16 protein-coding genes are annotated in these 19,293 nt (G+C 48.2%); 4 read left to right on the top strand and 12 right to left on the bottom strand.

Annotation, left to right across the window (positions count from 1 at the left end; genetic code table 11):
- The first annotated feature begins 164 nt into the window (after positions 1–164).
- Positions 165–1,475, top strand: a complete 1,311-nt coding sequence (gene tilS / locus EOO49_RS04985) for a tRNA lysidine(34) synthetase TilS (RefSeq protein ID WP_290843336.1) — start codon at positions 165–167, stop codon at positions 1,473–1,475.
- The gene (locus EOO49_RS04980) at positions 1,476–3,506 is read left to right on the top strand and encodes a cytochrome c biogenesis protein CcdA (RefSeq protein WP_290843335.1); all 2,031 of its coding nucleotides are present in this window, start codon (positions 1,476–1,478) and stop codon (positions 3,504–3,506) included. It begins immediately after the preceding gene.
- A 154-nt stretch (positions 3,507–3,660) separates the two neighbouring features.
- On the opposite strand, the gene EOO49_RS04975 is transcribed toward EOO49_RS04980, so the two are convergent.
- The 4 genes from EOO49_RS04975 to EOO49_RS04960 all read right to left on the bottom strand — a co-directional run bounded on the left by EOO49_RS04975 (position 3,661) and on the right by EOO49_RS04960 (position 6,768).
- The gene (locus EOO49_RS04975; protein WP_290843333.1) at positions 3,661–3,861 is read right to left on the bottom strand and encodes a helix-turn-helix transcriptional regulator; all 201 of its coding nucleotides are present in this window, start codon (positions 3,859–3,861) and stop codon (positions 3,661–3,663) included.
- The gene (locus tag EOO49_RS04970; RefSeq protein WP_290843331.1) at positions 3,851–4,330 is read right to left on the bottom strand and encodes a hypothetical protein; all 480 of its coding nucleotides are present in this window, start codon (positions 4,328–4,330) and stop codon (positions 3,851–3,853) included. Before EOO49_RS04970 ends, EOO49_RS04975 begins: the two co-directional genes overlap by 11 nt.
- A 586-nt stretch (positions 4,331–4,916) precedes the next feature.
- Positions 4,917–5,294 carry a PH domain-containing protein gene (locus EOO49_RS04965; RefSeq protein WP_290843329.1) on the bottom strand — a complete coding sequence of 126 codons (378 nt, stop codon included), beginning with the start codon at positions 5,292–5,294 and terminating at the stop codon, positions 4,917–4,919.
- A gap of 274 nt (positions 5,295–5,568) precedes the next feature.
- Positions 5,569–6,768 carry a GAF domain-containing sensor histidine kinase gene (locus EOO49_RS04960; protein WP_290843327.1) on the bottom strand — a complete coding sequence of 400 codons (1,200 nt, stop codon included), beginning with the start codon at positions 6,766–6,768 and terminating at the stop codon, positions 5,569–5,571.
- Positions 6,769–6,888: 120 nt separating this feature from the next.
- On the opposite strand from EOO49_RS04960, the gene EOO49_RS04955 reads away from it, so the two are divergent.
- Together EOO49_RS04955 and EOO49_RS04950 are read left to right on the top strand one after the other, a co-directional pair.
- Positions 6,889–7,104 carry a hypothetical protein gene (locus EOO49_RS04955; protein ID WP_290843325.1) on the top strand — a complete coding sequence of 72 codons (216 nt, stop codon included), beginning with the start codon at positions 6,889–6,891 and terminating at the stop codon, positions 7,102–7,104.
- A gap of 161 nt (positions 7,105–7,265) precedes the next feature.
- Positions 7,266–8,801, top strand: coding sequence for a YifB family Mg chelatase-like AAA ATPase (locus tag EOO49_RS04950; RefSeq protein ID WP_290843323.1), 1,536 nt, complete (start codon positions 7,266–7,268; stop codon positions 8,799–8,801).
- Here EOO49_RS04950 and EOO49_RS04945 read toward each other — a convergent pair.
- From EOO49_RS04945 to EOO49_RS04910, 8 genes are all read right to left on the bottom strand, one after another.
- Positions 8,798–9,988 carry an outer membrane beta-barrel protein gene (locus EOO49_RS04945; RefSeq protein WP_290843321.1) on the bottom strand — a complete coding sequence of 397 codons (1,191 nt, stop codon included), beginning with the start codon at positions 9,986–9,988 and terminating at the stop codon, positions 8,798–8,800. The genes EOO49_RS04950 and EOO49_RS04945 overlap by 4 nt on opposite strands.
- Positions 9,989–10,117: 129 nt before the next feature.
- Positions 10,118–10,321 (bottom strand): hypothetical protein, encoded by a 204-nt coding sequence (locus tag EOO49_RS04940; RefSeq protein ID WP_290843319.1) that lies wholly within the window; start codon positions 10,319–10,321, stop codon positions 10,118–10,120.
- Between the two features lie 6 nt (positions 10,322–10,327).
- A complete protein-coding gene (locus tag EOO49_RS04935; protein ID WP_290843318.1) occupies positions 10,328–10,666 on the bottom strand; it encodes a DUF2085 domain-containing protein in 339 nt (112 codons plus the stop codon).
- A gap of 45 nt (positions 10,667–10,711) precedes the next feature.
- Entirely contained in the window at positions 10,712–11,569 is an 858-nt protein-coding gene (locus tag EOO49_RS04930; protein ID WP_290843315.1) for a neutral zinc metallopeptidase, read from the bottom strand.
- 18 nt (positions 11,570–11,587) lie between these two features.
- Positions 11,588–15,604, bottom strand: coding sequence for a PAS domain S-box protein (locus EOO49_RS04925; protein ID WP_290843313.1), 4,017 nt, complete (start codon positions 15,602–15,604; stop codon positions 11,588–11,590).
- An 87-nt stretch (positions 15,605–15,691) separates the two neighbouring features.
- The gene (locus EOO49_RS04920) at positions 15,692–16,483 is read right to left on the bottom strand and encodes a hypothetical protein (RefSeq protein ID WP_290843311.1); all 792 of its coding nucleotides are present in this window, start codon (positions 16,481–16,483) and stop codon (positions 15,692–15,694) included.
- Between the two features lie 41 nt (positions 16,484–16,524).
- Positions 16,525–17,853, bottom strand: a complete 1,329-nt coding sequence (locus tag EOO49_RS04915) for an aldehyde dehydrogenase (protein ID WP_290843308.1) — start codon at positions 17,851–17,853, stop codon at positions 16,525–16,527.
- 39 nt (positions 17,854–17,892) lie between these two features.
- Positions 17,893–19,245, bottom strand: a complete 1,353-nt coding sequence (locus EOO49_RS04910; protein WP_290843306.1) for a hypothetical protein — start codon at positions 19,243–19,245, stop codon at positions 17,893–17,895.
- Between the last annotated feature and the right edge of the window lie 48 nt (positions 19,246–19,293).

Genomic DNA, 19,293 nt, shown 5'->3' with positions numbered 1-19,293 from the left:
GCGCTCGAAATTCATTCCCATTTTTCTAATTCGTGACTGCGACTGCAACTGCTGCCTCCGCAACTGCCACTGCTACTGCTACTGCTACTGCAACTGCCACTGCCACGCCGCTGCAACTGCAACTGGCGTTTGCTCTACAGAAACGAAAGCCGTAACTTCGTGCAATGCTTTCCAGATTCCAGCTTCACGTCGAAAAAAACCTTTCGTTCTTAAAAGGAAAACGCCTGTTGTTGGCCACGAGCGCCGGAATCGACAGCATGGTGATGATCGATCTATTCCAAAAATCCGGATTTGGGATTGGGCTTGTGCATTGCAATTTCGGGCTTCGCGAGGACGAAAGCGAGCGCGATGAAATTTTCGTTCGCGAGTTCGCAGCTGCAAACAAACTTTTGAGTCACGTCAGCAAGTTCGACACGAACCAGTTTGCCAAGGACTTCGGGCTTTCTATCCAGGTTGCGGCCCGCGAGCTTCGGTATAAGTATTTTCAGGAAATTCTCGAATCGGAAAAATACGATTACGTGCTCACGGCACATCACGCCGACGACAATCTCGAGACTTTTCTCATCAATCTCACGCGAGGTACCGGAATCGACGGCTTGACGGGCATTCCACAGCGAAACGAGAACGTGGTGCGTCCGTTGTTGCCTTTTTCGCGAGACGAGATCGCGGCTTATGCCAAATCGGAACAAATCGAATGGAGAGAAGACAGCAGCAATGCATCCGAAAAATACCTTCGCAACAAAGTCAGGCACCAAATCGTCCCGATCCTCAAGGAAATCCGTCCGGAATTTCTCGAGAATTTTTCGAAAACTCAGGAATTTCTCCTTCAGACGCAAACACTCGCCGACGACGCATCCTCGATCGTATTCAACAAAGTCGCCAAAACCTTCGGAAGCGAGACGAGATTCGACCTCGAACAACTCAAAATCCTTCCGAATTTCGCGGCTTATCTTTACGAATGGCTTCACGATTTCGGCTTTGCGAACTGGAGCGATATTGGCGATCTCGTGAATGCGCAATCGGGAAAACAGATTTTCTCCAAAACCCATGTATTGCTTAAGGATCGTGGTTTTTTAATCCTGTCGGAAGTCAGATCAGGACACGAAAAACGCGAATTCCGGATTTACAAAGGCATGTCGGGAATCGAACATCCGCTTAAAATTACCATAAAATCGGTCGAAAAAGCAGGCCAAAATTCAAATACGACTATCTTTGTCGACGCCGAAAAACTGCAGTTTCCGCTGGTGTTGCGAAAATGGGAGCAAGGCGATGTTTTCCAGCCGATTGGAATGGACGGAAGCTCCAAGAAAATCGCAAAATTTTTCAAGGACGCGAAGTTCTCTTTGCGCGACAAGGAAAATGCGTGGCTTTTGGTCTCCGGAAGCGACATCGTCTGGATCATTGGCCATCGCGCCGACGAGCGGTTCAAGGTAAATACACACACAACAAACATTTTGCACTTCGCACTCAATTAGATGAAACGGATTATTTTCTTGCTTTTGGCCGTACTTTCTGTCTCGGCCGGTTTCGCCCAAATCGTAAAACCTGCCAAGTGGTCGTCGAAAATCACGAAGGTTTCGGATACCGAATTCAAACTCACCATGTCGGCCGAAATGGAAGACGGCTGGCACATTTATTCGCAATTCACGCCAGAAGACGGGCCTTTGGCAGCAGTTCTCGAATTTAAGAACCAAAAGGGAAATTACGAACTTATAGGAAAAGCGCTCGAAAGTCCTACCAAACGCCAGTTCAACAAGGAATTTGGCGTGGATGAGATTTATTTCGAGCACAAAGCTGTTTTCACGCAGCGCATCAAGGTGACGAACGCCAAATTGACGACGGTCGAGCTTGCGCTTGATTATCAGATTTGTTCCGACAGATGCATTAATGAGACTGAAAAGTTCACGTTTGCCTTGCCCAAAATTCCCGAAGCAAAAGTTGCCGAAACGGGAAAAACAGTAGAAACTTCGACTGAGACGGTTGCTGCGAAAATCGATTCTGCAACGGCTGGCAAAACCGAAACGGCGAAGGTGGACGCGGCGAACGATGTTTCGGTTGCCAAAGTCACATCGGCTCCATTGCATCCTGAAGCAACGGAAAACCTGGGTTTGTGGACGATTTTCTTCCTTGCCCTTGGCGCCGGATTCGCAGCTTTGCTGACACCTTGCGTTTTTCCGATGATCCCGATGACCGTGAGTTTCTTTACAAAACAGAGTAAAAACAAGGCTGCCGGAATCAAGAATGCGATTTTCTACGGGATTTCGATCATCGTGATTTACGTCGGGCTCGGATTGGTCGTCACGGCGATTTTTGGCGCCGAAGCCTTGAACAACATCGCCACGAACGTTTGGTTCAACGTGATTTTCTTCGTGCTTTTGGTGATTTTCGCCTTGTCTTTTATGGGCGCGTTCGAAATCGTACTTCCTAGTTCCTGGGCAAATAAAGTCGACAAACAGGCGGATAGAGGTGGAATCGTCGGCATTTTGGCCATGGCTTTGGCCTTGGCGATCGTGTCTTTTTCGTGTACCGGAATTTTTATCGGAAATCTTTTGGTGGTTGCGGCCCGCGAAGGCGGTGTAGCTCCTTTGATCGGGATGTTCGGGTTTTCTTTTGCGCTGGCTTTGCCTTTCATGTTGTTCGCGATTTTTCCGGGTTGGATGAATTCGCTTCCTAAATCAGGCGGATGGCTCAATACAGTCAAGGTTTTCCTTGGATTTCTCGAGTTGGCGTTGGCTTTCAAATTTCTGTCGAATGCCGATTTAGTTTTGCAATTGCATCTTTTGGAGCGCGAGGTTTTCCTTTGTATCTGGATCGCGATTTTCGGTACTTTGGCGCTTTATCTTTTCGGAAAAATCCAGACGCCTCACGATAGTCCGATGACGAATTTATCCGTTGGACGCATTATGCTGGGCTTGCTCACCTTGACTTTTACGATCTATCTGATCCCCGGACTTTGGGGCGCGCCTTTGAAACTGATTTCGGCTTTTCCACCGCCTTTGCATTATAGCGAAAGTCCACAAGGTGTTGGCGGCGGATCTGGAGAAGTCGCACAGGCTTTGCCGGAAGGAGCGATGCTGGCCCACGGAATGGTCACTTTCAACGACTACGAAACCGGACTTGCTTATGCCAAATCTGTCAACAAACCCGTGATGCTCGATTTTACCGGACACGCTTGCGTGAATTGCCGAAAAGTCGAATCGAACATCTGGACAGATCCCGAAGTGCACAGAATCATGAAAGACGAATTGGTGCTGATCTCACTTTATGTGGACGACAAGCGCGACCTTCCGAAAGAACAGCAATATGTCACTCCCGAAGGTGAGGAAATCGAGACAATCGGTGACAAGTGGATGAACATGACAATCACGCGTTACAAGACCAATACGCAACCTTTGTATGTACTTCTTGGACCTGATGGAAAGGACATTTCCCCAACGATCAGTTATGTTAGTACGGACGAATACTTGGCTTGGCTCAAGGCCGGAATGGCAAATTTCAAGAAATAGTTCCCTAGTGCCTGAGTGAAAAGTTCCTGAGTTCCTTAGTTTTTTTCCGAGTCACAGACTCGGTCACACCTATCGCGAAGTTGCAAACTTCGCTCTCCAAAAACCAAAAAACCAATCCACCGACGGATTGGCTTTTTCATTACCTAAAAAGGTTTCAGTCCGTTTCCTCGAGCGTAAAAATCTGCTCGACCGACAATCCAAAAAACCTTGAAATCTTCAAGGCCAAAACTGTTGAAGGCACGTATTTCGCCTTTTCCATGGCGTTTATCGTCTGGCGGCTCACGCCAATCTGCTTGGCGAGTTCTTCCTGCGAGATGTCTTTGATCGCGCGCTGTACTTTGAGATTATTCGTCATCACGCAGGGATTTTTGGAGTTGGTAAAGCTTGATGTGGAAGCGGATCACGAAGAACAGCAAAAGCGAGAAAATGTTGATGCTTATCACGGTGAAATAGTAAGTTCCGAAGATGAAAATCGTGCAGAACAACATCACGGCGAAGTTGAAATAAACCGCCCAGATCAGACTTTCATACCGAATTTGCGCGATGTATTCGTCCTCGTTCCTTGTTCTCGAAAAGCCGACGAACAGGCCACCGAGAATGAGTAAAATAACAGCAATTTCGTCGAAAATGCTGTTCTCGATAAAACTGAAATAACTGTCTTTGCCCAACGGAAAGGAGTCGGCGATGGCAAAGACCTTCACATTGAGATATTGGTCCAGGCTTTCGCCTGCGTTGAACAGGAAAACTGCCATGACGAATCCGATCACGAACAGCAATACGCCGGCCATTTTGAACCGACGCGGAAATAAGAATTGTGTTTTCATTTGAAATGTGATTTAAAGTGATTGATGATTAAAACTCAATTCAAATGTAAAGTATATTTTACATTGTGACAAAATATTTTTACAAAAAGTTTTGTTTGCTTGACTTTTGGAGTGCCTGAGTGCCTGAGTTCCTGAGTTTTTGAGTGCCTAAGACTGGCGTTTAGATATTTGTTGGACGGGCATTTGGTCCCGATTGCTATCGGGATGGGATTTTTTAGGGTGGCGACGCGTAGCGAGCCAAGAAAAGCCGAATGCAATGGAGCCGATGCGAAGCGAGGCGTTTTGTTGTTTTGTGGTCAGATTTCGTTTTAGGAAACGGGACTGCGCGAGGGATGGCGGCATTGTCTAAGCTCTTTGGCCAGCCCCAAAAGCTGGGCAAAAGCGAGTGCCGTCCAGCCCGACGGCGGCTCTGGATAGCAGTTTGGAAGCGAATTGTTGCCGCAGAACGACTTGCTGTTTTGGTTTGCCGCCGGCGCGCCCAAGATTAAATTCCAAACTTGAAGCGATAAAAAAAAGAGCCCAATATGGACTCTTGTATTTTCGGTTTTCGAGTACTCTGGCACTTTTCGCTCAGGCACTCAGGTACTCATTTCAAAATATGCTGTCCCAAAATGCGATAGACCTCATTGATATTGTCGCTGCCTTTGCCGAAAGTTTTCTTGATCGGTTCGGTTTCGTCCTTGATCCAGATTTTCAGTTCGGCGTCGAGGTCGATGATTCCGGCGCTTTCTTTCGAAAATTTGATCACGTTGGCGTATGGAACCGAAAGGTATTCGGTCTTGCTTCCGACGAGTTGTTTTTCGACCAGGATAAGTCGTTTGTTGGTGAAAATGAACATGTCGCGCACGAGGCGGAATGCTTTTTCGATGTTTTCGCCCGGAATGATGATCGGTTCGAATTCTTTCGTGATGGCTTCTATGGAAACTTCAGAGGCGTTTCCGAGTATGGCGTTGAATAGTCCCATGATTTTGTTTTTTGTTAAAGGTACGTTTCTGGATTTTAGCTTGCCCCGTATTTTTGAAATTTTTGGGTTTGTTTTTGGTTGTGATGCCACGGTTTTTTGGACTGTTTTGCCACGAATGCACGAATTTTAGATGAATGTTGACCGATTTATGGAGTCAGCGCAAACGAAATGACACAAACCAAGATCCAGATTTGTGTAATTCGTGTCATTCGCATAATTCGTGGCTCAAGAATCAGAACCAAATCCTTGGTGGAAAATCGAGATTGCGCAGAAATCACTTTTTGAGATAGACCTTGAAAGTCGATCCGTGGCCGAGTTCCGATTCGACTTCGATGCGCCCGCCGAGTTTCTGGATGAGTTTGCTGACGGTCGAAAGCCCGATTCCGGTGCCTTTGTTACCCGAACGATCAGTGGTCCCAAGTGTTCCGAAAATCTCAAAAATCTTTTTGAACTGGCTTTCGGGAATTCCCGGGCCGTTGTCTTTCACGAACAGGATCACTTCGTCGCCTTTTAGGTCGCAACCGATCTCGACAATGCCTTTTTCCTTGTCGTTGTACTTGATGGCGTTGGCTATCAGATTGTACAAAACTTGTCCGAGCGCCATTTTATTTGACCAGAAACGCGATTTTTCATCGGGATAAATGAATTCGAAATCGCCTTTTACGTTCAACAGGTTCACGATATATTCGACAAATTCCTTGTATCGGATCTTTTCCCTTTGCGTGACATCGAGCGTGTCGTACTTGTAGTGTTCGAGGATTCCGTCGACGAGACTTTTGAGCTCTTTTGCCGATTGTCCGATGTAGCCGATCATCTGGCGGCCGTTTTCATCGAGCGATTGCCCGTACATATCGGTAAAAAATTCCGACAACTGCATGATGTTGTTCAAAGGTGATTTGATGTCGTGGGAAACCACGTGCGAAAACTGCTCGAGGTCTTTGTATCGCTGGGAAAGCGCGTTGTGGCTTTCGGTGAGTTTGTAGTTGTTTCGTCGAAGTTCGAGCAATTTGGTGACCTGATTGGCGAGTTTTTCCAAAGCTTTGATCTGGAACGGCTCGAGTTTTTTGGCCTTGTCGTCGATCACGCAAAGTGCGCCCAATGCAAAACCTTCCGGATTTACGATCGGGATTCCCGCGTACGCACCTATCACGCCTTCGGTCACAAACGGATTGTCGTGAAAACGGATGTCGTCCTTCACGTCCTCGACGATGAGATTTTCTGTCGGATTCGCTACGACATGTCCGCAAAAAGAAGTTTCCCGAGGCGATTCGGTGATGTCGAGTCCTATGCACGATTTGAACCATTGCCGTTGTTCGTCGAGCAAAGTGATTATCGAAATAGGAGATTCGCAGATCTCGGCCGCGAGTTTCGTGATGTCGTCAAAATCGTTCTCGGCTTCCGTATCGAGAACTTTATAGGACAACAACGCATCGAGGCGCTGCCTGTCATTTGCTGGTATTGGAGCGGCTATCATCGGGGTAGTTTTGGAGGTACAAATATATAGGTCAAATTTATTACGTCGGATGCGGAAAACCACATTTAACGGGGCTTTTGCAATGTTTGAGGTGGATTGTTGGAAAATGGAGGCGAATTTTTGGTTGCGGAAGCAGTTGCAGTGGCAGTAGCGGTTGTGGAAGTGGAAGTGGAAGTGGAAGTGGAAGTGGAAGTAGAGCAGACGCAACGGCAGAAGTTGAAGCAGGTGGACGCAGCTAGCGAAATGGCATTAAGAATAACTTGGCAGGTCTGTCTCGTCCGATACAAGCTTTGTTTTACTATTATGATGTTTATTGGCTTTGAAAACGCGTTCTGAGTCGCCACGTTTTTCTTCGGAGTCGCAGACTCCGTCACACACCGTGCGGAGTTAAAAACTCCGCACCCCAAAATGTTAATAACCTCCACCAAACAAACAATCGCAACTCAACACCGTTCCCTAAATTTACCAAATACAAGCCATCTAAATTTATATAAGCCATGTTAGTAAAAGTATTCGGATCAGCCGTTTTCGGCGTCCAAGCCACGACCATAACGATCGAAGTCCACATGGACAAAGGCATCGGCTACCACCTCGTAGGATTGCCGGACAACGCCATAAAAGAAAGCTCATACCGCATCGCCGCGGCGCTCAAGAACAACAATCTCAATTTTCCGGGAAAGAAAATCACCATCAACATGGCGCCGGCCGATCTGCGAAAAGAAGGTTCGGCTTACGACCTCACGATCGCGTTGGGAATTCTCGTGGCTTCCAACCAAATCCAGGGAACCGAAATCGACCGCTACATCATCATGGGCGAACTTTCACTTGACGGAAACCTTCAGCCTATAAAAGGCGCGTTACCGATTGCGATCAAGGCAAGGGAAGAAGGTTTCAAGGGCTTTTTCCTTCCGATGCAAAACGCCCAGGAAGCTGCGATCGTCAATGATCTCGATGTTTACGGAGTAGAAAATATCCAACAGGTCATCGATTTCTTTGACGGCAAAGGCGGAATCGAACCGACGATAATCGACACGCGGGAAGCGTTCAGCGCGCCACTTTCCACCGAATTCGACTTTTGCGACGTCAAAGGTCAGGAATCCATAAAACGCTGTATGGAAATCGCTGCCGCCGGCGGACACAACATCATCCTGATCGGGCCGCCCGGAGCGGGGAAAACGATGCTCGCCAAAAGACTTCCCAGCATTTTGCCGCCTATGACGTTGCGCGAAGCTTTGGAAACGACCAAAATTCACAGCGTCGCCGGAAAGCTCAAGGAGATCGGGCTGATGCGGCAACGGCCTTTCCGGAATCCGCATCATTCGGCTTCGAGTGTGAGTCTGGTCGGGGGCGGCAGTTTTCCGCAACCGGGCGAAATCTCGATGGCGCACAACGGCGTACTGTTCCTGGACGAATTGCCCGAGTTCAAACGAGAAGTGCTCGAAGTCTTGCGCCAGCCGCTCGAAGACCGCGAAGTGACGATTTCGCGTGCGAAGTTCACCGTGACTTATCCGTCTTCGTTTATGTTGGTTGCGAGCATGAATCCGAGTCCGGGCGGTTATTTCGCCGATTCGGATGCGCCTGTGCAAAGCTCGTCGATGGAAATGCAGCGCTACCTGAACAAGATTTCCGGGCCTTTGCTCGACCGCATCGACATCCACATTGAAGTGACGCCTGTGCCTTTCGAGAAGTTGAGCGAAACCCGGAAAGCCGAAAGCAGCATTGAAATTCGCGAACGGGTTACTCGCGCGCGCGAATTCCAGACAAGTCGTTTTGCGGATTCCGAAGGCGTGAATTACAACGCCCAGATGTCGGTCAGGCACATACGCGAATTTTGCGCGCTGGACGAAATTTCGATGCAATTGCTCAGAACCGCCATGGAAAGGCTCAATTTGTCGGCACGCGCTTACGATCGGATCCTAAAGGTTTCGCGAACGATCGCCGACCTTGATTCGTCACGAGACATAAAATCGGAACACATTGCCGAAGCGATCCAATACAGAAGTCTTGACCGCGACGGTTGGCTTGGCCGTTAGTTGAATCTATAAGCGGCGATTAGACTTACCGAGCTGTATTTCGCTTCCCAAAAATCTGCGTTTTTAAGTAGTCGGCGCGAGAAATCGCATCTTGCCTCGAGTGAAATCCTGTCAACGGAGATTCCGAATCCGCCAAAAGTTCCAAATGCGATCGACTGCATCGGAAAATCGGTCTCGGCGAAAGCATATTGGCTCTTAATTTTGAGCGAGGAGGAAAGCGCGAGATTGATGGAAGCGCCCGCGTTGAGGAACAACTTGGTGCGATCGGTCAGGAAAAAATAATGCCTTACGCCAATCGGAATCGAGACGAACGTATAATCGATATCGGTCTTGACATTACCCGTTTTGGAAACTTTGACGCTCGAAAATAACGGGGCGGCGATCAGTGCCCATTTGTTGCGGTTCACAGGAAGTACGATCTCTACTTCGCAGCCCGCAATTGGCGCGACTTTACTTTCGTCAACCTTGTCGAAAAAATCGTCGAATGTATTTTCAGATTTTATCTTGCCGAAAGCCACACCTGCGAAGAGTCTGAAGTTGACCTTGGTTTTGGTCGCAGCGTCGGTCGTGGCCGAATTTTTCTCATCGAACTGGAACGCTTTTCGGAAAACGGCGACCAGCTCTTTCTTGTTATAGGCCAGTTTTTCGACGTCTTTCTCGTTAATTCCTTCCGATTGTAATCTGGTAAAGAGCTGTTGTCGGAACAAATTGTTTTGGCCGATCCGGGAATCGTCGACCTTGTATTCCTTGAAAACCAATTGTTCGGGAACGGCGTCGTCAGAAGCGATAAAGAAGCGTGAAAGGTTGATGTCCTGGAATCGGAACAGCTTGGTTTTGCCGTCAAAAACCAATCTCAGGAAAATGGTTTCCGTTTCGAAAATGGGATTTCGCTGCTGGCTCATACTTCCGACTTGAGAAGACGACCTGTCGATTTGGACCGTGTGGCGTTCGAACGTGATTCCGCTTACCGAGAATGCTTTGACATTGGTAATAGAGGCTTTCCTGGTTTCGTCATCGGTCGAGATCTTGTATTCGAATCCGTACGGATTATTGTCCCAATCGAGGTTGCGGATCAGGCATTGGGTCGTCGTTCCGTCGTTGGCCGTGAATTGTCCTGTCTCAAATTTGATCTGCGCGAACGAAAGGACTGTCGTCAATAACGACAGCAAAGTATAAAGTTTGTTCATTTGGTGAATGTTGTGGCGCAAAACTAATTTTTTCGGATAGATTCGCGTTATGTCCAATGTTAATTGTTCGCGTAATCCACAAAAAAAAACCGCCCAAAAGGACGGCTTTCAATTCTTTACTTTTTCGGATCAGCCCGCAAGTCCTAAAATGACTTGAAGCACGATTCCTACGACAACACCTGCGATCGCGAGATAACAAGCACTTTTGGCTTTCTCAGGATGATCGTTTTTGTTCATTATCCAAATGATGAGTCCGGCAAGCGGAATCAAGAACGAAAGGATGGAAAGGCCAATGCCTAATTTTTCTCCCTGAGGTTTGAATTCTTCTGACATAATTGATTATTTGATGGTTAAATGTATTAGATCGACAATAAGCAGTCCGATTTTGGACGAGAACGACATGAGGCCGACGCCGGCAAGCAAACCTGTCGTGAACCGAATAAAGTTCGTGCTTTCGCGCGTGAAGTAAGCCTGCGTAAGTCCGTCGATTGCCGTCGGAAGGATAAACAAGACAGTTAGCGGCCAACTCAGCGAAACGACTTTGAAAAGGAACAACGGCATCGCGAGATAACCCAAATGGATTCCCGTACAGCGCGCGCAAACCGGAAACTGTTTCCCTTTCCAGAAAAAAGAGCGTTCGGGTTTTTGGTGGCAAGCCGTCAGGTGGAGTTTTTGCATGAATTGAAAATAAGCAAAAATTCCGAAAGTCGTGTCAAATTTGCATCAAATTCCGTTAAACGTATCGCCCTGCTGAATGTCGCCGCTCTCGAATCCTTTCATGAACCATTTCATGCGTTGTGCCGATGTGCCGTGCGTGAACGAATCCGGAACGACCTGTCCGCGAACGCGCTTCTGGATGGCATCGTCCCCGACCGCTTCGGCCGCGCTCATGGCTTCCTCTATGTCTCCGGGCTCGAGCATCTTGACGCGTTTTTCGTTGTAATGCGCCCAAAGTCCGGCGTAAAAATCGGCTTGGAGTTCGAGTGCGACCGAAAGCTTGTTGGCTTGGGCTTCACTCATTCCTTGCTGCATTTCGCGAACTTTTTGGGACGTGCCGAGCAACGTTTGGACGTGATGCCCGATTTCGTGAGCGATGACGTAAGCGATGGCAAAATCGCCGCCCTTCGCCCCGAAACGCGTCTGCAGTTCGTTGAAAAACGCCATGTCCATATAGACTTTTTGATCCGTCGGACAGTAGAATGGTCCAACCGAGGCCGTCGCATTGCCGCAAGCTGTTTCGACCGCATCGGTAAACAAAACCAGATTCGGTTCTTTGTAAGTCATGTCATTTTCGGAAAAAATCTGTTTCCAGACTTGTTCGGTATCGCCTAAAATGACGTCGACCATTTCACCGATTTTTTTCTCCTCGGCCGTGAGTTCGCGTTGCTGCGAAGGCGTTTGTACCGTTTGTTTCTGGATTACATCGATGATTTTTCCAGTGTCGCCGTCTCCGCCCAAAAACAGTTGCGCGATCACGACGATTACCGCGATGAGTCCGCCGCCGGCCGCGAGTTTTCCTCCTGACATGCCGCGTCTGTCTTCAAGATTTCCGCCGCTTCCGCTTCTTCCTAGCCATTTCATAAGTTGTTCGTTTAGTGGTTAAACCTTGTCTTTTTTGAGCCAAACCGACAGCATCTTGCGGATGTCTTCCTCGACGATCGGTTTGGGAATGTAGTCGTTCATCCCGGCCTCGAGGCACTTTTCGCGTTCGCCTTTTATGGTTCCGGCCGTGAGTGCGATGATGGGAATTCCGTCCGAAGTGAATTTACGGATTTCTTTCGAAGCTTCATACCCGTTCATGACAGGCATTTGCACATCCATGAAAATCAGGTCGGGCGCAACGGCCAGAAAACTGTCTACGGCCTGCTGTCCGTCAGGACATTCGAAGATTATGGCCTTCGGGAGAATTTTTCGGATCAAGGTTTTTGCGAGCAACATATTGATCTTGTTGTCCTCGACTACCAAAATGCGCACCGACTCCAAATCGAGTTCGAGAACCGTATCGTCCTTTTTGTGCGAAAGTACGGGTTCGAAGTCGCAGGTTTCGGACAAGTCCAAAGTGATGTCGAAGAAAAAGGTACTGCCGTGGCCGTAAAGACTTTTGAGTTGCAACTGGCTGTCCATCAATCCTAAGAGCTTGTTGGAAATGGCAAGTCCGAGTCCCGTGCCTCCGAATTTCTTGGTCGTCGAACTGTCTTCCTGAGAAAAAGCGTCGAAAATCTTGCTTTGGTTCGAATGCCTTATTCCGATTCCGGTGTCTTCGACGGCGAACAGCAATTGCGCATTGTCTGGCGTCCGTTCGAGCAATTGGACAGAAAGTTCGATCGTGCCTTTTTCGGTGAATTTCACTGCGTTGCTCATTAGGTTGACCAAAATCTGCTTCAATCTGATCTCGTCCACGATGATGCATTTGGGAACATCTTCGGCAATCGAAAGCGAAACCTTGAGGTTCTTGACCCGGGAATCGTATTCGATGAGTTTGGTGATGTGCTTGCAGAGTTTGAACAAATCGGTGTCTTCTGGCGTAAGCTCGAGTTTTCCGGCTTCGATTTTCGAGAAATCCAGAATGTCATTGATGATTTCCATGAGCGCATTGGCCGATTGGTTGACCGTGTTCATGTATTGGTGCTGGATGTTTTCCATATCGGTTTTCATCAAAAGGTCGGTGAACCCGATGATGCCGTTCAAAGGCGTGCGGATCTCGTGGCTCATGTTGGCCAGAAACTCCGATTTGGAACGGTTCGCGGCTTCTGCCAGCTCTTTTTCCTTGACGGCCGTCTCGTTCTTTTTGCGCTCGGTTATGTCTAGCAGAATTCCTTCGATGAAATGCACTTCGTCTTCCTTGCTGATCACGCCTCCAAATTCCTCGACCCATCGAATTTCGCCCGATTGGCGCACGATCCTGTATTCGAGGTGGAACGTTTCGCCTCTTGAGATCGCCGCATCGCGTATGGATTTTCCTTTTTGTACGTCGTCCGGATGCACCAAAGTCGGGAACCATAGGCCTTCCTCGAGAAAAGCTTTTTGCGGATAACCCGTAAGTTTTTCCATTTCCTGGTTCAGGTAGACGAGTTTGCGGTCGGCGTTGAGCAGGTAAACCGTTCCCGGGATATTCGCGGCCAGAAGACGGAATTTTTCCTCACTTTCGTTGATGATGCCTTCGTTGATATTGCGCTCGATGGCCATCGAAATGTTGCTCGCCAGCGATTGCAGGATCGTGATTTCGTCTTCGGTCCATTCGCGCTCGAACTTGACGTCGAAGACCAACATTCCGTACAGTTTCTGTCTGATCGTCAGCGGAAGCGAGAGTACCGAAACCGATCCGAGTTTTTCGAGAAGCCCGCGCATGTGTTCGTTTTCGATATTTTTTACGATGGAATGATACGGACGATTGGCCAACATCGACTCGATAATATCCGGAACCATCGCGTAAGGCAACTCGGCCAATGCAGGATTCGGAGGCGTGATCCCTTCAATCGGACCCATCCAGCGGTGCCTTTGCTGAACGGAATTGTTGCGTTCGTTGTTGACGAAAAACGAGATGCGATCGACGTTGGTCACTTTTCCGACAGAATTCAGGATGCCTTCGAACAGTTCCTCGGTATTTCGGCTGATGAAAAAATTCCCCGTGTTTCGCGTAATGGCCGACAAAATTTCACTTTTATAAGCCAGATTTCTCTCGGCCTCGCGTCTCATTTGCGATTCGATGGCAACTGCGGTGAGATCGGACACGGATCTTGCGAACGAAATGTCCTCGCTGTCCCAATCGCAATGTTTGGAAGTCGATTCGAAACAGACGACGCCCTCTATTTCCCCATTGATGAAAATTGGCGTGTCGAGCAGCGATCTGATTTCATGTCGCGGAATATAATCCCGAAGCAATTCGACAGTCTGCGGATTTTTTTCCACATTGGAAGCCACGACCTGTCGCTCGTTTTCCAAGGCCGTGAAATATTCGGGATAATCCTCCCTTTTCAGCGAATGTTCCTCGTTCGCAAGCGTTCCCAAAACGTTGAACATGGCCGTGCAAGTGATGTTGTCCTTTGAATAAGTCCAATATCCGGTGCGGTCGACAGCCAGCGATTGGCCTGACAATTTGAGGATTTGCGTCAGCACGTCGGCGATTTTTTCCTGATCGCCAAAACTCATCTCGCCGATAATCTTGAGCGTCTCGTTGTACCGCTTGACCTTTTTTTCCTTTCGCGCTTTTTCGTCGGCCAACGATTTTACCAACGTGATATCGCGTGCGATTACAGAGAATCCGATGATCTTGCCGAAGTCGTTTCGCTTGATATTCACACTTTGGGAAACCCAGACGTTTTCGCCTTCCTTGTTCACGAACGGGAAGATCTGGATCGGGTAGAAGCTGCGGTTTTTGGGCGCGGTGTCATATTGGGCGCGGATTCTTTCGCGGTATTCGTCCACGATGAATTCGCTGTAGTGCCTTCCGTAGAAATCTTCGGCAGAAAAACCCAAAGTCGCCTCGGTAAACGGATTGACGTAAGTGTAATTGCCGTGACGGTCGGTTTCGTAAATGATGTCAGATGCCGATTCGATCAGGTTCTTGTATTGGTTCTGGACGTGCACGTGATGCGTGATGTCTTGTCCGATCCCGATAAAAAGATTGTCGGAATACTTCTTGTCCTTCCATTGGATGTATTTGTATTCGCCGTTGGAACACTTGAGTTTGCGCACGTAAAGTCGGCCGTCGGTATAATCTTCGTGGTATTCCTCGCCCACGAATTCCTGATCTTGGGTCAATTTCCAAAATTCCATTCCCATGACCTGATCTGTGGAATAACCGAGAATCTCGTTCACGCCTTCGCTGCAAAAAACGACTTCGCCTTTGCGATTGGTCGCGATGATGAGCGAATTTCCCTTGTTGACGATTTCGTTTGCGAATAAGAATTTGTCTTTTGTATTAAGGATTCCGATGTGTTTCGTGTAGTGGAAAACCGTCGTGATCAGGCAGGCGTTGAACAGGATCGCAACCGTTTTTTCGTCGATCGTCGATGTGATTAAAGCCACGAACAGCAACGCGAAAGTGCATACGACGAAAATCAGGTAGTGGCGGATCGTCCTGAAAACGCTGTACGAAAAAAAATAGGCCAGGATGAATTCGGTAATTGAAATGATCTCGAGCGGTTGTGTGGCCAATTTTTTCGCGAGAAAAGTGAGATAGGCGACGAAAGCCACGAAAAAGACCTGTCTGATTTTTAGATAAAGCAACGCCCATTTTGCACTGGCGTAGTAAAGTAGCAGCAAGATCGCGCTGAAAACCACATTCTCGATGAGTTCGCTTTTCTGTCTGACGTTGAAGAACTCCAAGAAGATTTCGGTCACGAAGAAAATGATCCCGAAAAAGAGCAGGTAAAGCCGGAATTGTTCGGGATCTGAATCAATTTCCGAATAATTCGATACGAAGTCCTTGTTGAAACGCGTCTTCTGGTTGAAAGTCAGGTAAAGCAGTACGCCCGTCAAAATCAGCATTGTCGCCAAAAACCAGCTTTTCGAGGCGATGGCTTCTGGAATTCCGGCGTCCTGAACCGACGCAAAAGCGCTGCCCGAAACGAAGATCGCGAAGAAGAAAATCAAAACGCTTGAGTAAGAGCGCATACAGGCAAGTTTAGCCCGATAAAATTATGAAAATAAGCGAATCGGCAATGTTACAGTTGATAAATTACCCAACAATCCGCAGCTTTTTCACAAATTGTCAGAAATTCCTATTTCGTCGATCTCATTCTCATTGGCAATGCCGACAGCTTGCTTGTAGATCGCATAATTCATCACAAAAATAAACGGGTAAGTAAACAGGATTCCGATGCAAAGCGCCACAAATCCGACGCTGGCCATGAATGCCGAAACGATCACCAATCCCAAAATCAGCCAAAACTTCCTGAACAGGATCGTCGGACTGGCCGAAATAGCCGCCAGCGGTTTGAGTCCGCCGAAGACCACCAAAGGCACGACGAACATCGTAAGCAACGAAATGATCGAGCTGAAAGCCGCGCCAATAAAGAAAAGATCAGGGAAATACGCCTGAGAGACCAAGGTGATGCAAACGCTCACGCCCGAAATCAGCATCGACTGCGAAATCAACGGCCCAAAATAGGGCGGCCTGTAACCCGCGAAAGCGTCCGAAAAGTAAACTTCCTCACCGCGATCGACCTTGTTGGCCATCATGAAAAGTCCGCCCACGAATGGACTTGCAAGCGCAAAAGCCAACGACATAGATAAAGTGGAAATCGCCATGGCCATAAAAGCAGTGCCGTTATCGCCGGGAAAAAAAGCGGTCAGGACGCCAATTACGGCACTGAGTCCGACCATGACGCCAAACCACAATATCGTCAGCACAATCCCGAAAACCAGACAGGCCAAACCCGCGGTCAGGATCATGTTTTTGTGGATGTCGATGGCTTTGCTGAGCGTGCCCGAAAAATCAAGTTCGTATCCATTCGACCTGATTTCATCAAGTCTTTTCGCGATTTTGTCCATAAATTGATCTGAGCGGCAATTTTACGGAATTTACGCCAGTTTTACAGCCATTTGAACCATTTTCTCACGATGGAAATTTTGTTTTTGTAAGGCGCGTACCGAAGCGGAATATCGAGCCAGGTCGCACGTTTGACCACCGATTTTCTGTGGATGAAAGCCTCGAAACTGTGTTTTCCGTGGTAAGATCCCATTCCGGAATGCCCGACGCCGCCAAAAGGCAAGCGATTGTTGGCGAAATGTACGACCACATCGTTGATGCAGCCGCCTCCGAACGAATAGCGTTTCATGAGCCTTTTCGTTTCGGTAGAATCGTCGCCGAAAACGTATAAAGAGAGTGGTTTTTCGTACCGATTCACAACCGAATCGAGCTCGTCCTGAGAAGAAAATCCGATGACGGGCAAAAGTGGCCCGAAGATCTCGTCTTTCATGATTTCGGAATCCAAGTCGGATTCGTCTATGACCGTGGGCGCGATGTATTTCGTTTTGAGATCGGATTGTCCGCCGTGCACAACTTTTTCGTGCGCTATAAGATCGACAAGCCGTTGCCAGTGTCTTGCCGTGATGATTCGAGCGAAGTCAGGACTTTCGGAGGGATTATTTCCGTAGGCCGATTCTATCTCGGATTTCAGAAGCGTCAGGAATTCCGACTTTTTCGATGCGTCAACCAAAACGTAATCAGGCGCGATGCAGGTTTGTCCGGCGTTGAGGAATTTTCCCCAAACAATCCGTTTGGCCGCGATTTTCAAGTTGGCCGATTTAGTGACGATGCAAGGATTTTTTCCGCCGAGTTCCAAAACGACCGGCGTCAGGTTTTTGGCCGCGGCCTGTGCCACTTTTTTTCCGACCGATACGCTTCCGGTAAAGAAAATTTTGTCCCAACGGCGTTCCAGAAGTTTTTCGGCAACCTCGCTTCCGCCTTGAAAAACCTCGACTTCTGTGGCGTCGAAAACTTCCGAAATGATCCTTGAAACGATTTCGGACGTATTAGGCGTCAACTCCGAAGGTTTCAAAATGACGGAATTTCCCGCTGAGAACGCAGCGATTACGGGCAACATCGAAAGCTGGAAAGGATAATTCCACGGCGCGATCACCAAAACGCTTCCGAAAGGCTGTTTTACGATATGATCCGTTGAAGGAAAATTCAATATCGATGGAAAAACGAATTCATCCTTCGACCAACTTTTGAGGCTGCGGATCGTGTTCCGAAGTTCTGACATCACGATAAAAGTCTCGCTTAGAACCGCTTCGAAAGCAGGTTTTTGGAAATCAAGCCGCAGCGCTTCGATGATCGCATTTTCGTTTTGCGTGACGACGTGCAACAGTTTCTTGAGCGCTTCCTTGCGCTTTCCAACCGATTTGTGAAGTTCCATTCGAGAGTGATTTATCCAAATATAGTCAGAAAAAGCACGTTAGTCGAGGCCGAAACTGTATCCGATGAAAGCGTCGGCTTGTTTGTTGTCGGCGATCAGATTCGTAATTATCGAACCCGAACCGAGGTAGAATCCGTAGGCGCGAAACCCGATTCCGCCCGAGATTCCCGAGATTTCGTTGCTTGACCAGTTCGACCAGACCTCAAAATGCTGCAAAGCGAAACGCGGGGCGATCGAAAAAACGTTTTGATAGGTGATCTGGTCGTTTGCCTCATCGCCGTTCAATTTTTGTTGGATGTAAACCGAAGCGAAGAATTTCGGGACGATCTGAACATCGGCATAAGCGGAAAAGACCGTAGGAAGTTTGACCTTGAACTCGCGTTTTGTGCTCACGGTTCGGTCGAGATAGCCGCTCGCGAGCAAAATGTCTTCAATTTCCTCTAGGCTTTCCACGTTCTGGAATTGGTTCAAGTTAAGCGCCTCAATGCCTTGAATCGAAAGTACATAATTGGTTTGTGAATTATTAGAATCCTTGAATTTCATCGAGCCCAGATTGCGCAGCGCGAGGCCCGCGTTGAGTCGATATTTTGTGGGATCGTTTTGGTCGACAAATCGGTAATTCACTCCAAAATCTGCCGCTACGCCGCCTAGGCGACCAAAAAGCGAACTCGTGTAGTCGCCGAATTTCGTGAATTCATCCCCGAGATTTCCCGAGTAGGCGATGTTCAGGTTGGCCGATGCATTGGTCAAATTCACGTCTCCCAAATTGTTTGTGATCGTGCCGTTGAAGCGATCGGCCCCGAAATTGGCGTACGAAGCCGGAAACAACAGTTTGAAAGTCGCACCGGCACTGAGTTTGTGCGTTCCGTCGTCGTAGAAATTATTCGCCGCCGAAAGTCCGATTTCGCCCCAGGTCGTTCCGTTGAGACGTTGGTTGAAGTTGTTGTTTATCGTGGTCGATCCGTTGATCAAAGCGTTAAGTGTCGCCGTCGAGACCGCGTCGCCTATTTTTACGTCGACATCGACCAGATCGAGTTTCGCGTAAGCTTTGGACGTCAGCGCAAAGGCCCATTTGTCGACTTTTATCGCGAATCCGGGGCCGTAAAGTTCTCCGTCAAATCTCAGGTCGACGGCTTCTGTTCCGCGAAAAATCAGGCTTTCGAAACTCTCGCTTCCAAATAGATCGCCAAACCCGATCTTGTTGTTGTTGGCATTGGCGCTCACCGAAAATAGCTGGACTTCATATTTGGAACTCAGGTTGGCAAGTTCAGCAGGATTCATCCCGGATTGGATCAATCCGATTCTTTGGGAAGTCGTGGCCCCGGCAAAATGCTGTTGTGCAAAGCTCGAAAATCCGACGAAAATCAAAAAAGTGGCAGCTAAAGTTTTCATGTGTAGCGATTTAGGATTGAAGCTACAAATGGTAACGTTTTTGGGAGT

It is taken from the genome of Flavobacterium sp. (assembly GCF_004295795.1).
Lineage (GTDB): Bacteria > Bacteroidota > Bacteroidia > Flavobacteriales > Flavobacteriaceae > Flavobacterium.
Note: the sequence above shows the minus strand (reverse complement) of the source record. Positions and strands in the feature narration are given on the sequence as shown.

What these genes read in the sequence shown, in the direction of transcription:
- EOO49_RS04925 (WP_290843313.1), bottom strand. Translation starts at nt 15,604, where the DNA reads ATGCGCTCTTACTCAAGCGTTTTGATTTTCTTCTTCGCGATCTTCGTT.
- EOO49_RS04950 (WP_290843323.1), top strand. Translation starts at nt 7,266, where the DNA reads ATGTTAGTAAAAGTATTCGGATCAGCCGTTTTCGGCGTCCAAGCCACG.
- EOO49_RS04965 (WP_290843329.1), bottom strand. Translation starts at nt 5,294, where the DNA reads ATGGGACTATTCAACGCCATACTCGGAAACGCCTCTGAAGTTTCCATA.
- EOO49_RS04945 (WP_290843321.1), bottom strand. Translation starts at nt 9,988, where the DNA reads ATGAACAAACTTTATACTTTGCTGTCGTTATTGACGACAGTCCTTTCG.
- EOO49_RS04960 (WP_290843327.1), bottom strand. Translation starts at nt 6,768, where the DNA reads ATGATAGCCGCTCCAATACCAGCAAATGACAGGCAGCGCCTCGATGCG.
- EOO49_RS04940 (WP_290843319.1), bottom strand. Translation starts at nt 10,321, where the DNA reads ATGTCAGAAGAATTCAAACCTCAGGGAGAAAAATTAGGCATTGGCCTT.
- EOO49_RS04910 (WP_290843306.1), bottom strand. Translation starts at nt 19,245, where the DNA reads ATGAAAACTTTAGCTGCCACTTTTTTGATTTTCGTCGGATTTTCGAGC.
- tilS (WP_290843336.1), top strand. Translation starts at nt 165, where the DNA reads ATGCTTTCCAGATTCCAGCTTCACGTCGAAAAAAACCTTTCGTTCTTA.
- EOO49_RS04930 (WP_290843315.1), bottom strand. Translation starts at nt 11,569, where the DNA reads ATGAAATGGCTAGGAAGAAGCGGAAGCGGCGGAAATCTTGAAGACAGA.
- EOO49_RS04915 (WP_290843308.1), bottom strand. Translation starts at nt 17,853, where the DNA reads ATGGAACTTCACAAATCGGTTGGAAAGCGCAAGGAAGCGCTCAAGAAA.
- EOO49_RS04975 (WP_290843333.1), bottom strand. Translation starts at nt 3,861, where the DNA reads ATGACGAATAATCTCAAAGTACAGCGCGCGATCAAAGACATCTCGCAG.
- EOO49_RS04920 (WP_290843311.1), bottom strand. Translation starts at nt 16,483, where the DNA reads ATGGACAAAATCGCGAAAAGACTTGATGAAATCAGGTCGAATGGATAC.
- EOO49_RS04935 (WP_290843318.1), bottom strand. Translation starts at nt 10,666, where the DNA reads ATGCAAAAACTCCACCTGACGGCTTGCCACCAAAAACCCGAACGCTCT.
- EOO49_RS04980 (WP_290843335.1), top strand. Translation starts at nt 1,476, where the DNA reads ATGAAACGGATTATTTTCTTGCTTTTGGCCGTACTTTCTGTCTCGGCC.
- EOO49_RS04970 (WP_290843331.1), bottom strand. Translation starts at nt 4,330, where the DNA reads ATGAAAACACAATTCTTATTTCCGCGTCGGTTCAAAATGGCCGGCGTA.